Raw genomic sequence first — 16,158 nt, 5'->3', positions numbered from 1 at the left:
AATGCTTAAGTAAAATATTCAATTCGGGCTTTCGGAAACAACGTGTTAATATAGCTTTCCAATGTATCTTTTATTTCTTCTTGCTCGCGATCCGTATATACGTATTTGCCAATACCGTAGCGTCCCCATTTCCATTTTCTTTTGGACTCGTCAAGTTCAAGTTTCGTCATTGGATAATTTTGTTCGATGACCCGTTTAGCAGGCTTTGTAAAGCGGTGCTGGATCATTTCAAATGTTAAGCCGCCTTTCGCATAGTCCGGAAGTTTATTCTCCAATTTCACAAGCATCTCTCTGTACCCGTCTTTCCATCCTTCATGTAAATAAATCGGCGCAATGATAAATCCTAGTGGGTAATTTGCTTTCGCCACTTTAACTGCCGCATCAATTCTTTCATCCAATCTTGATGTGCCCGGTTCAAAATATTTAATAACATAATCATCGTTTATACTAAACCGAAAACGCGTTCTGCCGTTATGTTTGGCATCGAGTAAATGGTCGACATGCGCAAATTTCGTGACAAACCGCAATTGGCCATACTCCGATTGCCCAAAAAATTCAATTGCTTTTTTTAGTGTATGAGTTAAATGATCGACACCGACAATATCAGATGTACATGACGCTTCAAATCTTGTTTGTTCAGGCGCCCGTTCCATCATGTATTGGTTTGCAGCATCAAAAATTTCATTGATATTAACATAGGTACGGATATACGGCTTGCTGCCCATCGTTGTCTGCAAATAGCAATAGTGACAGTGCCCCATACAACCTGTTGCGAAGGGAATCGCGTATTCAGCGGACGGCTTTGACGTATCGAATTTCAATGTTTTTCTGACACCGACGACCAATGTTGATTTTGCCATGCGATATTTTTGGAAATGGTTCTCTCCAGGAAGATTCCGAATCTGGTTGTGGGATGTCGTTTGCCTTATTTCAATGCCCATCTTTTCGAATTTTGAAATCAATTCTTTGCCAAGGGAATATTCCAGCGCCCGAGGTTCAACATAGACAAGTTGGGGAAGAAAGGGCTTAACCATAAAAATCTCCCATATCTGCCAAACCAAATGCTTCTCGGTAGGCTCTTTCAGCTTCGTCCGCTGTTTCAAATACCGCAACTTCTTCAGTTAAAGGGTAGTACGTTTCATACAAAAAAAGAGCTAGATCGCCAGGTGACTCAGGATGGTGAACAATTGCAGCTTCTTGGACATTTGCAACATCTTGGGCATGGGGATTACGAATAATTACGTACACAACTTGTCCCGGGAAACAACGTTGATTTAACATATTTTCACCCAATCTCCTTTACATTCTTTTGGTTATTTTGCTAAGCCAACTTTTCTCTATTACTTTCACCTAGCGCATACTTTCTATTCACAAAATCAACACTAAGGAAACAATCTATTTTTAGAAGCGGGGGATGGCAGTTGACCCAGCAGTTTGAATTAGAAATTGAAGGAAAGCTCATCCGAATAACGAATCCCGACAAACTATTTTGGCCGGAGTTGGAGATAACGAAGCTGGACTATATCAAATACCTCGTTGATATGTCACCGTTTATTCTTTCTTATACAAAAAATCGCCTATTGACGACGATTCGTTATCCGAATGGAATTTACGGAAAATCATTTTATCAAAAAAATGTGCCGAGCAATAAACCAAATTGGGTTCTTACACACGAATGGCAAGGCACGAAATATGTGCTGCTTAACGATCTGCCGACATTAGTATGGTTGGGAAGCCAAGCATGCCTCGAGATCCATGTGTCGTTTAATTATTATGATGCTATAAACAAACCAACGGAATTAGTCTTCGATCTCGATCCATCCGATCCTTCCAATTTTTGCTTAGTTCTCGAAGTCGCTTTAAAGATTAAAGAAGTATTGGACTCTTTAGGGCTCGTGAGCCAGGCAAAAACATCAGGAGCAACGGGTTTGCAAATGTATATCCCGATAGACCCGCGCTATACGTATGAAGAAACAAACAAAATTAATAAATTCATTGCTTTATACATAGCTGAAAAATACCCGCAACTTGTGACTATTGAGCGGCTGGTGAAAAATCGGGGAAAAAAACTGTATTTTGATTATATACAGCACGGGGAAGGGAGAACGTTGTCAGCGCCTTATTGCCCGCGTGCAAGAACGGAAGGATCAGTCTCGGCGCCTGTGACGTGGGAAGAAATCGAGAAAGGTTTTCATCCGCGTGATTTTACGATAAAAAATATAAAGACACGCATCAAAGAAAAAGGAGACTTATTCTCGATTGTTACAACAGAGAAACTAAATCAAAGCCTTGATGATTTACTTAAAGTGATAGGAAAGAAAGTAACATCCACTTGAAATTTTCTTTAAAAGGGAATCAACTATCCAATAAATTACTAATCATTGCATTTTATTTATCAAAATAAGCAATTTATCGTATAATTAACTATTAGAATAAAAAATAAAAGGTGGGACCACAGTGGCTGTAACTCCAAAACCGGCATCAACCGTAATTTTAATGGATAAACAGGATAGAGTGTATTTGACAAAACGCCCAAAAACGATGAAGTTTTTAGGTGGATTTTTTGTTTTTCCAGGTGGGGCAGTTGATAAGGAAGACAATGTACCAAAATGTGAGTATATAAAAAATTGGGATTCAAATGCATCATTAAATCATGCGGACTTTATTGCTGCCGCAAGAGAGCTATTTGAAGAAGTCGGCGTTTTAATTGCAAGAAAAGACGACGGATCATCCGTACAGCTTGAACACGAAAAAGCGTTGGAATACCGCCGCCTATTGGTGCAACGGAAAATGTCATTTGTCCAACTGCTGCAGCAGGAACGACTCTATTTAAATCTTGAAAGCTTAACCTATTTTGGTTGTTTTACGACACCAGAAGATAATCCATATCGTTTCGAGACTCGATTTTTCCTCGCTCAATTGCCGGAGGGCCAATCCCCGGAACCAGATAATTATGAAATCGAAGAAGCTTTTTGGACCACGCCAAGCGAAGCGCTTTTAGCGTATGAAAAAGGAGAGCTGCCGATGGTTCCTCCAACGATTCTTTCGCTTCGTACGATTTTGAATTACCAAAATGGCGCGCCTTTAATGCTTCCAGTGATTGAAGATAAAGATTTACAGATATTGAGATCAAAAATGATGAAACAATAATATCAAATCAAGAATTTAGTGAATAAACACTATCTTTCTGTGAAACTAAACCTTCTTTCATTAATTTTGCAAGATGTGCCTCAGTCGTTCTTCTTGCAACATCAAATACACTTGGATGGATCGTATTTTCATAGATCATTTCTGTTAATTGGGTTGAGGTTAGGCTTCCTTTTTCTTCAAGGAAAGATTTAATTTGCTTTTCACGCTGCAGTCTACGGTTTATAACGAAGTCAATCTGTTCATAAGGACTCAAAACCCATTCGCCGTGTCCGGGTCCGATTTTTTTTAACTTTAACTGTTTGAGACGATGCAGTGTATCAAGATAATCCCTCATGTCACCATCAGGAGCGCCAATCCATGTCGTGCCTTCAGCTACGATATTATCACCAGCAATGAGTATTTCTGCAGAAGGGATATACAGGTTTAATTGCCCGGAGGTGTGCCCCGGCCCGTGGATGATTGTAATTTTCACACCAGCGACAGCTAAAATGTCTCCTTCCTCAAGAAATGCCAAATGATCCATAGGTGAAATCGCTTTTTTGATTTCTTCTTTTTCATTTTTATGGCAATAAACAAGTGGGGACCAATCCGCTAATCGCCGGACACCTGGCGCATGATCGGGATGGGAATGCGTTAGAACAATTTTGTCGGGTTTCGCGAGCTTGTTTTCTTTTATTGCTTTTTCCAGCTCTTCTTTCGTTTCCGGCCGATCATATCCCGCATCAACGAGCAAGCTTTCCTGTTCATTTCCAATTAAATAAGAATTCGTTGTTGTGTTCGGCCACAACGTTGGAGTTGGGACAGGCACCCGTATAATTTTAATTTTATTATTCACTGACCTCATCCTTTCATCAATTCAGACAAAAATATACAAATCACGCATTGAAACATATTCATCGTTAATCATCAAATTCCTTCAACAATGAAAAAATCTATCGATTGACATGAAATAAAGGATATGATATTTAATTAGTGATATTATCACTCTTATTAGCAGAATGCTAATACATTTGCAACGGAATGATTTTCAGGAAAGGAAGAAGGCTAGTGGAAAAAAAACAATTTCAAGCTGAATCCAAACGATTATTAGAGATGATGATTAATTCCATCTATTCTCAGCGTGAAGTTTTCCTAAGAGAGTTAATATCGAATGCAAGTGATGCCATTGATAAAATCTATTATAAAGCCTTAACCGATGACACCTTAACGTTTGATAGAGACAGCTACTACATAAAAGTAACTGCTGATAAAGAAAACCGTATGCTGAAGGTCATTGACACCGGAATCGGGATGACGAAAGAAGAGCTTGAAAATAATCTCGGCGTCATCGCAAAAAGCGGTTCGTTGGCATTTAAAAATGAAAATGAAATAAAAGATGGACATGATATCATTGGCCAATTTGGCGTTGGGTTTTACGCGGCCTTTATGGTGGCTGATGTCGTTACCGTCATTAGTAAAGCATTGGGAAGCGATGAAGCATACAAATGGGAATCAGAAGGTGCTGACGGCTATACCATTGTTCCATATGAAAAAGATGATGTGGGCACTGAAATTATATTACAGATTAAAGAGAATACAGAAGATGAGAATTACGATGAATTTTTAGAGGAAGATCGTTTAAAAGAAATTATAAAAAAGTATTCCGACTTTATCCGCTACCCCATTAAAATGGATGTTACCGTCCAAAAACCTAAAAAGGATAGCGAAAATGAATATGAAGATCAGATCGAAGAACAAATTATAAATAGTATGGTTCCCATTTGGAAAAAGAATAAAAGCGAACTGACTGACGAAGATTATGAAAACTTCTATACTGAAAAGCATTACGGTTTTGATAAACCGCTTAAACATCTTCATATTAGCGTCGATGGGACGATCAGGTACCAAGCGATCTTATATATTCCAGAAACCATTCCATTTGACTACTATTCAGCAGAATATGAAAAAGGGCTTGAGCTCTATTCCAATAGTGTCTTGATTATGAGCAAATGTCCAGAATTGCTGCCTGATTACTATAGCTTTGTAAAAGGAATGGTCGATTCCGAGGATTTATCGTTGAACATTTCACGAGAAATGCTTCAACACGATCGCCAATTGAAAATCATCGCAAAAAACATTAACAAAAAAATAAATAATGAATTAAAAAATATGTTAAAAAACGAACGAGAGAAGTATGAGAAATTCTACGAATCATTCGGCAGACAGCTTAAATACGGAGTGTACAGTGATTTTGGAAGAAACAAAGAAGAATTACAAGACTTGCTGCTGTTCTACTCCTCAAAAGAGAAGAAAATGGTGTCGCTTGATGAATATGTTTCCAGAATGCCGGAAGAGCAAAAATATATTTATTATGCTTCAGGGGAATCATATGAGAGACTGGATAAATTGCCTCAAACTGAATTAGTATCTGAGAAAGGCTATGAAATTCTATATTTCACAGAGGATATTGATGAGTTCGCCATAAAAATGTTAATGACATACAAAGAGAAAGAATTCAGATCGGTATCAAGCGGCGACTTAGGGATTGAGCCTGATGAAAACGATAGCCAAACAGACTCAGAAGATAAAGAAAACAAAGAGCTTTTTGACGCGATGAAAGAAATTTTGTCAGACAAGGTGACAGATGTAAGAGCATCAAAACGATTGAAATCCCATCCCGTCTGCTTAACTTCAGAAGGTGAAGTAACGATCGAAATGGAAAAAGTCCTTCAAGCGATGCCTGATAATCAAAACATAAAAGCGAATAAGGTATTGGAAATTAATCCAAATCATGAAGTCTTTGAATCGTTAAAATCCGCTTTTGAACAAGATAAAGAGAAGTTAACATTATATACAAATCTACTGTTCAACCAAGCACTGCTCATTGAAGGGTTGCCAATCCATGATCCGGTTGAATTTACAAACGATATTTGCAAAGTGATGGTTTAAGAATGGGTAACAGCTCTATGAATGAATAGAGCTGTTATTTTTTTTAGATGAATTTTTACATTATTATGATAAAGTAATGATAGGATGTAGTTAGCTGTTCTATAAAAAGGGGTGCTAAACAAATGGCAGAAGATAAAGTGTATGCAATCCAAGATGATTATCCAGATAATTTTGCTTGGTGTTATGGATGTGGACGTCTCAATAAAGATGGCTATCATTTTCGAACGGTATGGCAAGGAGATAAAACGCTCACAGTTTACGAACCACCTGAAAAACAACTTCACAGCGGAGGAATTCCAGGATTTGTGTATGGGGGATTTATTGCCTCTCTCATCGATTGCCACGGTACTGGCTCAGCATCCATTGCAAAGCATCGGAAAAATGGCTTCGAACCTGGAAGCGGAGAGGAGCCACCAAGATTTGTGACTGCCTCGCTGCATGTAGATTATATTCGGCCGACGCCCCAAGGAGTCATGTTAAAGGCAATAGGAGAAGTGGAAGAAATCCATCCTAAGAAAATGAAAGTCGAAGTCGAAGTTTTTGCGGACGATACATTGTGTGCCAAGGGAGAGGTTATTGCGGTCGCCATGCCGAAAACGTTTGGAAAGGAATGAAGAAACATATCTATTAAGGACCATCCGCTAGCCCACTTTTAGGCGATTCTTCCTCTAGTCTGAAAGTGGGGCCATTATTAGGGCAGATAGTCGATAAAGCGATACTTCCATCCGCGAAGATCTTACGGACGGTTGCGGCGTGATTAATCGCAACTTGGTTTTGAAATAATTAAAATATTAAAACTTTTTATGCCTTTGATTTATTGTAGTATAATGGTAACGTTCTTTTATACCGCATAGAAAGCAGGCAAATAAGATGGGAACTTGGCATCTGCTAATCGGCCATTATGGATATATCACAGCTTTTATTATATTGTCTTTCGGGGTAATCGGCATCTGGTTCCCTGTGCCTGACGAAATCATTTTAACGTATTTGGGCTATGTTACTTCTTTAGGCGAAATGAGCTTCTTTTTGCTATTAGCATCCGCCTTTTTTGGGTCGCTTTGCGGAATTTCAATTAGCTATTTACTGGGAATAAAATTGGGAGAGCCTTTCCTTAACAAATACGGCCCAAAGCTTTTTATTAAAGAAAAAACCATACGTAAAACAAATCAATTGTTTCATAAATATGGTTCTCTCATGCTTATTATTTCTTTTTTCATACCTGGCGTCAGACACGTTGCTGCCTATCTCGCCGGGATTACCCGTTTTTCCTTCAAACGGTTTGCCTTGTTTGCGTATATAGGTTCTTTCGTTTGGGTGATCATCTTTTTGGGCATTGGTTATCATCTCGGAGAAAATTGGGAACATATTTTCTTATATATTCAAAAATATATGTGGAGTTTAATACTGTTCCTGCTTGTTCTTACAATTATACTCATTTTCTATAAATGCTATTCTAAAAAACGAAGAACAATATAGCGGCTTAAATTCTAAGTCCATTCGCCAATGGGTTGTCCCATATGCACTTCACTATTAATCACGGTTGTCGGCTTGAAGCGCGGATTTTTTTCGATAAATAGCATGACCGTAGATCCGAACGAAAAATAGCCTAGTTCTTCTCCTTTTTTAAAATTAGTTGACGAATGGAGAAGGTGGATGCTGTTAATATTTAAAGCACCAATCTTTACAAGGGCAATTTTACCGAAACAAGTCGATAATTCCGAAATTAATCGGTAATTGGTAGAAAACGGTTTATCGCCAAATAGCGTTCCTAAATGATTAACCGGGTAAGATTTCTCCCCGAGTGCATACCGAAAGGCCACTTCCCCATTAATTGGGTAATGGACGCGATGATAATGGCTTGGGGATAAATACAGGATAAAAAAGTAGCCATCTACGTAATCAGCGGCTTTCCGATCATCACCGAGCACTTCCTTCACAGTATATAAGCGGTTTTTAATATAAAAGGACTGGTCGGAAGAGATTTTGCCCATATCACTTAAAATGCCGTCAACAGGAGACACGATTGTATTTGGAGATTGATTAATTGGGCGGACATTTGGCTTCAAGCGCCTAGTAAAAAATTCCTGCAACGTATTGTAGTGATGGATCGGATGCTCCATTTCGTTTTCATTGATTCGATATATAGTAGAAAACGGTTGAATAAGCGGGCGGCTTATTCTTGAGCTTGTCATTGATTTTAGCAAGGAAGAAGCAAAAGGATTTCCTGACAGTTCAACGAAGTATTTAAAAATTGTTTTCAGCAAATAACTCAATTCCTCTTTATCATAATAGTATTTAATGGAGTGATTTTATGTTTTTATTTCGATATATTGATTATACTAAAATAAAAGCCCAACTTGCCAATGGGATTACATTACTAAATCTTAGTTTCGGTATTATTGCGATATTAATTATATTAAAAGGGTACAGCCATATGAGCTTGCTGTTTATTTTCCTAGCTGCATTGTTTGATCGTTTCGATGGGATGGTTGCGCGGAAATACAATGCCGAATCGGATTTTGGCAAAGAACTTGATTCACTGTGCGACCTCGTTTCATTTGGTGTTGCCCCTGCGTTACTAATCTATCAAACAACCTTATTTGAAATGCCACGAATTGGTATGATGTTGACGATACTTTATATTTTGTGCGGGGCAATTCGCTTGGCCCGCTACAACGTAAAAGAATTTGATGGTGTGTTTTACGGCATTCCAATTACTGTTGCCGGAGTAGCGATGACTTTAAGTTCCTTGCTCGTTCCATATCTTCCTATCCTGTTTTTTGCGATTTTAACAGCTTTATTGACAGTGCTTATGGTTAGCAATATAAGAGTAGCTAAAGTATAGTACGGTTAAGAAACGATGAAAGGTGAGGTGTAAGCATGCCATCAAAATGGAAAAATATTGTTGAAGCTGATTGGTTAGTAGAACATATTTCCGATTCGAATCTTGTGATTGTTGATTGTCGTTTTCATCTTGAAGATCCTGAAGAAGGAAAGAAACAATATGAAGCAGGGCATATTTCAAATGCAGTCTATTTTGATCTTAACGAAGATTTATCAGGACCGGTTAAAGAGCATGGCGGAAGACACCCTTTGCCTGACCCGACAGTATTTCTAAATAAACTTGAAAACGCTGGAATAAACGAAACAGTCACGGTCGTAGCTTATGATGATCAAAACGGGATGGTGGCGGCAAGATTTTGGTGGATGTTGAAGTACTTCGGACATCCCGCGGTCTACGTTTTAGATGGGGGATTCTCACATTGGGTTGAAAAAAATTATCCGGTATCTACAAATGTCCCACGTCCTATAAAGCGTAAATTCCAGCCAAAAATCAATGAAGAGATGGTAGTCGATATGAAAGATGTTCAAGAACAACTTCATAAACTGGATACAGTCTTAGTCGATTCCCGTTCAGCTGAACGTTATCTGGGAGTGCATGAGCCACTCGATTCAAAAGCAGGGCATATTCCTGGAGCCGTAAACTTTTTTTGGGGCGAAAATGTAAAAGATGGAAAATGGGATAAAGAATTAATTAAACACCGGTTTGATGGCCTAAAGGAAAAAGAAGAAATTATTGTCTATTGTGGTTCTGGTGTCTCTGCCTGCCCAAATATTTTAGCGATGCAGGAAGCAGGATTAGAAAATGTGAAGTTATATGCTGGCAGTTGGAGTGATTGGAGCAGTTACGCTGACAATCCAGTTGAAACGAAGAAAAGAATGATTTAACCCTATTCAGCAAGGCGTATTTGACTAAGAATCGGTTATTTGCCGGTTCTTTTTTTTATCCCAATCAAAATAAATATGTTTATTGCACGTGTAATTTGCACGTGTTATTATATAATTGAAAGGAGGGGAACAAAAGATCTTCAAGGGAAATCATTAAACTTCTTGAAAATCATGGTTGGTATTTAAAACGGGTTGTAGAAAGTCATTACCACTTTAAATTACCCTTCAAAACCCGGCACAGTGTCAGTTCCTCATCCTAGAAAAGACCTTTTAAACCTGGAACACTAAATTCAATATTAAAACAAGCAGGGCTTAAATAGCTCTTCTAAAGGAGATTTTTCAATAAATGGCAAAGTATTTATTTCCAGCTATTTTTGACCAAGGTAATGATGGAAGTGAAGGATACACTGTAACATTTCCCGACTTACCTGGTTGTATTACTGAAGGGTCTGACTTGCAAGAAGCAATGTCAATGGCACGCGATGCTTTGTCAGGCTTTCTTTATGGAATGGAAGAGGACGGTGAAACAATTCCAACTCCTTCATCTCCTGCAAATGTTCAAATAGAAAAAGGTGCATTTGTCGCACTTGTGGAAGCGTGGACAGATATTATTCGAGAAGAAACGGAAAACAAGGCTGTTAAAAAGACCCTTACCATTCCTAAATGGCTCAATGATGCAGCTGAAAAAGAAGGCGTTAATTTTTCACACTTACTCCAATATGCAATTAAAGAACGACTCGGTATTCGTAAGCGCTCGTCATAATGACGGGTGTTTTTCTTTTGTAGAAATTATCACGCCGCAACCGTCAGCAAGACCCCCACTGAGGGAAGTTTCGCCTTATACACACCCAAAGGTATCTACCTTTGCACGCTGATGCGTACACACATCATAACTAGGTTGGATTTCGTCCCGTTTTTCCAACAGATGCCATTTTTTATTTTTCGTTAAAACACTATCTCTAGAAAAACAACTTTAGCTTTTTTTAAAGGAAATGAAGTTCTTTTAGAGAATTTCCAATCTATATACTTTCATGTGAAGGGAGAAATATAATTTGAAGGCAATCGAACAATTTGTCCATATTAACGACTTAAGAGACCGCTTTTTTCCCCAGTATGAAACGATCACACAAGAACAATTAGAATGGAAAACAGATGGATATGCCAATAATATTGCTTTTTTATTAAGGCATACTGCCCAAGCCGAAGACTGGTTTCTTCACGCAGTCATTTTAGAAAAACAAGATTTTACCCCAAAAAGGAAAAAAGAATTAACAAACACAGAGGAAATAATGGATTATCTCAAAGAAACAAGAGAGAACACAATTAATTTTTTAGAGCAAAACGAGATGTCCATTTTGAAAGAAACGAGAACCATGCCTGACGGCTTTAGGGGAAAAAATGTTGAAAACCCAACGGTGGAGTGGATAGTAAAAAGAATGTTCGATCACGAAGTCTATCATCTCGCACAAGTCAATATCTTACTTAGATTGCAAGGGATCGATCCGCCAAGTATGTGATTTAAGCCAAATATGAACTTTGCTAGAATCCCCAACCATATGGGGATTCTCTTTTTGCTCGATACTTACAATAAAGTCCAAATTTTTATGTTCAGGCTTTCAGTAAACGTCCGGTAATAATTACCTTACATAGCCTGAACGCTTTGGTTAAATACTATCGGAGCAGATGATCGTGTGATTGAAGAAGTCAATCATGAAAATGAAGATACCATCAAACAGCTTTCAAGGAGTAATTCAAGAAAGCCCATTTGAATTCTTAGGAGGTAACATCGTGAAAAGAAGGCTTCTTTTAGGCGCTTTTCTTTTTTTCATAGGGTTATTACTCTTTAATAATAAGGCGTTTACTGCCGAAGAAACGAAAATTTATATTGATTTATGGGATAATACATTGTTTTTAATTAAGCATAAAGAAATTGTAGGGGAATTCAAAATATCGCCTGGAACAGACAATTCTCCGACTCCAATTGGTACATTTAAAATTGTCGAAAAATCAAAAGATTGGGGCGGCGGTTTTGGTTCCAGATGGCTTGGTTTAAATGTTCCTTGGGGGAAATACGGGATTCATGGTACAAACAAATCTTGGCTGATTGGTGAACGTGTCAGCAGCGGATGTGTACGAATGTTTAACGAAGATGTTGAGAAACTTTACGATATGGTGCCGATTGGAACAATTGTACATATTCGCGGTCCAATTACAGGAACGGGAGAAGGCGAGTTCAAAAACCTTTCGCTTGGTTCAAAAGGCACACTTGTGCAAATTGTTCAACAGCGGCTAAAAGCAGGCAGCTATTACACTGGCCCGACAAACGGAATTTATGATGAGGAAACGGAACGTGCCGTGAAGAAATTCCAAAGAAAGCACAGGCTTTACGAAACAGGAGGAATAACCACAATCGAATATAATCTTTTAGGGATATTGGAATAGTTTTTGTAGGAGTAAGATTATGAAAAAGGGAATCATCTTTGCCATTTTTTATGGAAGCATTTTATCTGTAGCTTTTTTGTTACGAGAACCTATGTTGGTTTGGTTAAATCATAGTAATTTGTCCCAACTTCCACTCATGCTTTTCCTTGCTATTTTGTTCAGCATCCTTCCTATTGTTCCATTTACCGTTTTTTCTGGACTTATGGGGGCAAAATATGGAGTATGGATAGGTGCTGCCATTAATTGGACGGGTTCTGTTGGAGCTGCAATCATCTTTTTCTTTCTTTCCCGTTATTTTTTCGTTCTACAATTTCAGCAATATATATCAAGGTATAAAAAGATTAAAAAGTTTGATTCTATTATTAGCAGAAATGCCTTTGTAGCTGTTTTATTCAGTCGAATGATTCCAATTATTCCTCCACCTGTAGTCAATATCTATTCGGGTTTAAGTTCGATGTTTTTTAGAGAATATATACTCGCAACAGCTATCGGCAAGATTCCTGGAATCATTTTCTACGCCTATTTAGGAAAGCAACTATTCACTTCAAACTATTCATTGTTTTTAGGTATCTTTATTTATTTAGGATTTATTATTATCGTGGCTCTCGTATATTTTCTCTGGTATAAAGGAAAAAAAGCTGTAGATTATTAGGATAGAGAAGGATATCCCTATAATTTACCGAATAGTTATAATATATGGAAATATATAAATTCTATCATTGTTTTTGAGAATTAAATTTATAAAAGTGAATATAAATGACTGTAAAGATTGAACAAGCCCTTTAATGGATGCACAGGATTAAAATTTTATAGGGGGGAGACACAAAAGTGAAACCAACTCAGCAAACATTCGATGCTGTTGTTGTCGGAGCTGGATTTTCGGGGCTATATATGCTTTACCGATTACGAGAAGCCGGTTTCTCTACTCGCGTCTATGAAGCTGGTGGGGATGTTGGAGGTGTTTGGTATTGGAACCGCTATCCCGGAGCGAGATGCGATTCTGAAAGCATCTATTATAATTTCACATTCTCTGATGAACTGCTTCAAGAATGGACATGGTCACAAAGATATCCCGAACAGCCGGAAATATTGCGTTACCTTCGTTTTGTGGCAGACAAATTTAAACTTCGCCAAGATATCCAGTTCAATACGCGCGTTGCCGCTGCCCATTACGATGAAAAAGCGAACCGATGGAAAATCCAACTAGACGACGGCACAATTGCGTATGCTAAATATTTTATTACAGCGGTCGGATGTCTGTCTGCCGCAAATATACCAAAGTTTGAAGGCATTGACAGCTTTAAAGGTGAATGGTATCACACTGGGCATTGGCCGCACGAGAAGGTAAATTTCGCGGGAAAGCGAGTTGGGGTTATCGGCACTGGCTCAAGTGGTGTCCAGTCGATCCCTGTTATTGCAGAGGAAGCAGAGCATCTTACAGTTTTTCAGCGAACACCACAGTATAGTTCCCCGGCAAAAAATCACCCGTATGATCCTGAATTCATAAGAAAGACCAAAGAAAATTACAATGAAATTAGGCAGCAAATGCGCAATTCCAGAGTAGGCATCCCATTGATGAGAAATGAACAGTCAGCGCTAGATGCTCCACATGAGGAACGCCTGCAAAAATATGAGGAAGTTTGGAATGAAGGTGGGTTCTGGAAGCTCGCAGCTACATACGGTGATTTGACGACGAATGAAGCAGCAAATGAAACATTGTCCGATTTCCTCCGTTCCAAGATCCGTAAAGTTGTAAAAGACCCAAAGGTAGCCGAAAAATTGATGCCAGATTACTTTTATTTTACGAAGCGTCCAATTATCGATACGAATTACTATGAAACTTTTAACCGTGATAACGTAACGTTAGTAGATGTAAAGGAAGCGCCAATTGAGAGAATTACGCCAACAGGTTTAAAAACTGCAGAAAAAGAATACGAACTGGATGCCATTGTTTTTGCGACAGGCTTTGATGCAATGACAGGCCCATTATTCAAGATTGATATTCGCGGCAAAAATGGGTTGGGATTGAAAGAAAAATGGGCGGAGGGTGCACGCTTGAAGACTTACCTTGGAATGTCAACTGCAGGTTTTCCTAATTTCTTTATGATAACAGGTCCTGAAAGCCCTTCCGTCATCAGCAACATGCCAGTATCCATTGAGCAGCATGTTGAGTGGATATCTGATTGTATCCATTATCTTCACAAGAATAACTTGGAAACCATTGAAGCTAGAACGGAAGCAGAAGAAGCGTGGAGCAAGCATTGCAAAGAAGTGGCAGAAGCTACGCTTTATTCTAAGACTGATTCCTGGTATACAGGGGCGAACATCGAAGGGAAGCCGCAAGGATTTCTAATTTATCTAGGAGGCGTTGGGACATACCGAGAAATTTGCAGCGAAGTTGCTGCTAAAGGGTATGAAGGATTTACTTTAGAGCCCTCTAGTAACTGAAACGAATACAGATCATGAAAGGAAAAATGATAAACTTAATATTTATAAGAGGAGATGAGTAAATAATGGCTCTTGATCCACAAGCAAAATTTGTTCTGGAACAAATGGAAGCGGCAGGCGCTCCGCCAATGCACACACTTACGCCTGAAGAGGCAAGGAAATCTACCGATATGAGAGCTTTGGCCGGAGAGCCAGAAGAAGTAGGAAAAGTAGAAGACAGGACAATTCCTGGCCCAGAAGGTGAGATACCAGTCCGTATTTATACACCTCAAGGCCAAGGACCATTTCCGGCATTGGTTTATTACCATGGGGGCGGTTGGGTTATCGGAGACCTGGATATTGTCGATGTAACGTGCCGATTGTTGGTAAATCGAGCGGGTTGCATCGTTGTCTCCGTAGATTATCGACTGGCGCCTGAGCATAAATTCCCTGCGGCTGCTGAAGATGCTTATGCCGCTGCAAAGTGGGTAGCTGAGAATGCTTCAACGATTCAGGCAGACCCGAAGCGTATTGCGGTTGGAGGAGATAGTGCGGGCGGAAACCTTGCAGCTGTTACAGCATTGATGGCAAGAGATAGAGGAGGACCATCCTTTGTTCATCAAATGTTAATCTATCCAGTCACGCACTACAATTTTGATACGGAATCCTATAACAAAAATGCGGAAGGATATTTTTTAACAAAAGACAGCATGGTCTGGTTTTGGAACCATTATTTGCGCGACGGCCAAGACGGAAAGAATCCATATGCTTCTCCTTTACTAGCAAATGATCTTAGCGGACTTCCTCCAGCATTAGTGATTACAGCAGAATATGACCCTTTGCGTGATGAAGGGGAGGCGTATGCTGAACGGCTAAAAGCGGCGGGTGTTGCAGTAGAAATGACGCGGTATAATGGAATGATCCACGGATTTTTCTGGATGCCCCAAGCATTGGAACAAGGAAAGAAAGCAATTGAACAGGCAGCCAATGCATTGAAGGATGCGTTTCTAAGATAGAGGACACTTATATTATCAAGCCTACTTTGACTTTTATTAACAACCTATCTATAATGAGCATGTTGATACTTTTTAATTTAAGGAGGATTATTGAAGAAGTGTTTATTATCAGACTACGTTCCCAAGTTTTGAACAAGTAATTTAATACGTTCAAAGGCTCTGCTCGTGTATGCAGAGTAAACGGGATTAGTCTGCCTTTTTTAATAATCTTCATTTTAGATACAAATATGTAATGTGAAGAAAGGTGGGTTGTTCTGCCTTTCTTTCTTTATTTGCATAATATTTCTATGGTTTTGTATCGATAAACGTTTATTTGTGGCAGCTCCTATAATTTAACCCTAATTCAATAATGGCAGGGCTTATTCCCTTTACTCTAAATCACAGGCAGATCGCCTGTGATTTTTTTTGTGAAAAGAAAACCATACGCTAGGCGTATGGTTCCGGAAAGCTTTCAGCGATGTATCAA

18 protein-coding genes are annotated in these 16,158 nt (G+C 38.9%); 14 read left to right on the top strand and 4 right to left on the bottom strand.

Translation table 11 applies throughout. The features are described 5' to 3' along the window. Positions 1–5: 5 nt before the first annotated feature. Together splB and DCC39_RS04325 are read right to left on the bottom strand one after the other, a co-directional pair. Positions 6–1,034, bottom strand: coding sequence for a spore photoproduct lyase (gene splB, locus DCC39_RS04330; RefSeq protein ID WP_116553662.1), 1,029 nt, complete (start codon positions 1,032–1,034; stop codon positions 6–8). Next, the gene (locus DCC39_RS04325) at positions 1,027–1,281 is read right to left on the bottom strand and encodes a transcriptional regulator SplA domain-containing protein (protein WP_116553661.1); all 255 of its coding nucleotides are present in this window, start codon (positions 1,279–1,281) and stop codon (positions 1,027–1,029) included. The genes splB and DCC39_RS04325 overlap by 8 nt, the downstream gene beginning before the upstream one ends. 140 nt (positions 1,282–1,421) lie before the next feature. Between DCC39_RS04325 and ligD the strand changes: the two genes are divergently transcribed. Together ligD and DCC39_RS04315 are read left to right on the top strand one after the other, a co-directional pair. Next, on the top strand, positions 1,422–2,336 hold the full coding sequence (gene ligD / locus DCC39_RS04320) for a non-homologous end-joining DNA ligase (RefSeq protein WP_116553660.1): 915 nt from the start codon (positions 1,422–1,424) through the stop codon (positions 2,334–2,336). Positions 2,337–2,457: 121 nt separating this feature from the next. Further along, positions 2,458–3,150, top strand: coding sequence for an NUDIX hydrolase (locus DCC39_RS04315; protein ID WP_116553659.1), 693 nt, complete (start codon positions 2,458–2,460; stop codon positions 3,148–3,150). Between the two features lie 7 nt (positions 3,151–3,157). On the opposite strand, the gene DCC39_RS04310 is transcribed toward DCC39_RS04315, so the two are convergent. Then, positions 3,158–3,985 (bottom strand): MBL fold metallo-hydrolase, encoded by an 828-nt coding sequence (locus tag DCC39_RS04310; RefSeq protein WP_165820774.1) that lies wholly within the window; start codon positions 3,983–3,985, stop codon positions 3,158–3,160. Positions 3,986–4,197: 212 nt separating this feature from the next. Between DCC39_RS04310 and htpG the strand changes: the two genes are divergently transcribed. From htpG to DCC39_RS04295, 3 genes are all read left to right on the top strand, one after another. Continuing rightward, positions 4,198–6,078, top strand: coding sequence for a molecular chaperone HtpG (gene htpG / locus DCC39_RS04305; protein WP_116553657.1), 1,881 nt, complete (start codon positions 4,198–4,200; stop codon positions 6,076–6,078). A gap of 122 nt (positions 6,079–6,200) precedes the next feature. After that, positions 6,201–6,692 (top strand): PaaI family thioesterase, encoded by a 492-nt coding sequence (locus tag DCC39_RS04300; protein ID WP_116553656.1) that lies wholly within the window; start codon positions 6,201–6,203, stop codon positions 6,690–6,692. A 256-nt stretch (positions 6,693–6,948) separates the two neighbouring features. Beyond that, entirely contained in the window at positions 6,949–7,554 is a 606-nt protein-coding gene (locus DCC39_RS04295) for a DedA family protein (protein ID WP_116553655.1), read from the top strand. Positions 7,555–7,565: 11 nt separating this feature from the next. Here DCC39_RS04295 and DCC39_RS04290 read toward each other — a convergent pair whose 3' ends face one another. After that, the gene (locus tag DCC39_RS04290) at positions 7,566–8,342 is read right to left on the bottom strand and encodes a phosphatidylserine decarboxylase (protein ID WP_165820773.1); all 777 of its coding nucleotides are present in this window, start codon (positions 8,340–8,342) and stop codon (positions 7,566–7,568) included. Positions 8,343–8,389: 47 nt separating this feature from the next. Between DCC39_RS04290 and pssA the strand changes: the two genes are divergently transcribed. From pssA to DCC39_RS04245, 9 genes are all read left to right on the top strand, one after another. Continuing rightward, positions 8,390–8,923 (top strand): CDP-diacylglycerol--serine O-phosphatidyltransferase, encoded by a 534-nt coding sequence (gene pssA / locus DCC39_RS04285; protein WP_116553653.1) that lies wholly within the window; start codon positions 8,390–8,392, stop codon positions 8,921–8,923. A gap of 35 nt (positions 8,924–8,958) precedes the next feature. Next, positions 8,959–9,807 (top strand): sulfurtransferase, encoded by an 849-nt coding sequence (locus DCC39_RS04280; protein WP_116553652.1) that lies wholly within the window; start codon positions 8,959–8,961, stop codon positions 9,805–9,807. A 149-nt stretch (positions 9,808–9,956) separates the two neighbouring features. Further along, positions 9,957–10,067: a type II toxin-antitoxin system HicA family toxin gene (locus DCC39_RS19760; protein ID WP_407071834.1), complete on the top strand. Its 111-nt coding sequence runs from the start codon at positions 9,957–9,959 to the stop codon at positions 10,065–10,067. An 86-nt stretch (positions 10,068–10,153) separates the two neighbouring features. Then, positions 10,154–10,570, top strand: a complete 417-nt coding sequence (locus tag DCC39_RS04270; RefSeq protein ID WP_116553651.1) for a type II toxin-antitoxin system HicB family antitoxin — start codon at positions 10,154–10,156, stop codon at positions 10,568–10,570. Between the two features lie 289 nt (positions 10,571–10,859). After that, positions 10,860–11,324: a DinB family protein gene (locus tag DCC39_RS04265; RefSeq protein ID WP_116553650.1), complete on the top strand. Its 465-nt coding sequence runs from the start codon at positions 10,860–10,862 to the stop codon at positions 11,322–11,324. Between the two features lie 271 nt (positions 11,325–11,595). After that, positions 11,596–12,249 carry a L,D-transpeptidase family protein gene (locus DCC39_RS04260; RefSeq protein ID WP_240613532.1) on the top strand — a complete coding sequence of 218 codons (654 nt, stop codon included), beginning with the start codon at positions 11,596–11,598 and terminating at the stop codon, positions 12,247–12,249. 19 nt (positions 12,250–12,268) lie between these two features. Then, positions 12,269–12,901, top strand: coding sequence for a TVP38/TMEM64 family protein (locus DCC39_RS04255; protein ID WP_116553649.1), 633 nt, complete (start codon positions 12,269–12,271; stop codon positions 12,899–12,901). Positions 12,902–13,077: 176 nt separating this feature from the next. Then, positions 13,078–14,697 (top strand): flavin-containing monooxygenase, encoded by a 1,620-nt coding sequence (locus DCC39_RS04250; protein WP_240613531.1) that lies wholly within the window; start codon positions 13,078–13,080, stop codon positions 14,695–14,697. Positions 14,698–14,762: 65 nt separating this feature from the next. Then, positions 14,763–15,692: an alpha/beta hydrolase gene (locus DCC39_RS04245; RefSeq protein WP_116553648.1), complete on the top strand. Its 930-nt coding sequence runs from the start codon at positions 14,763–14,765 to the stop codon at positions 15,690–15,692. The last annotated feature ends 466 nt before the right edge of the window (positions 15,693–16,158 follow it).

The organism is Pueribacillus theae, from assembly GCF_003097615.1.
GTDB lineage: Bacteria > Bacillota > Bacilli > Bacillales > UBA6769 > Pueribacillus > Pueribacillus theae.
This window is presented reverse-complemented; position numbering and strand designations above follow the sequence as displayed.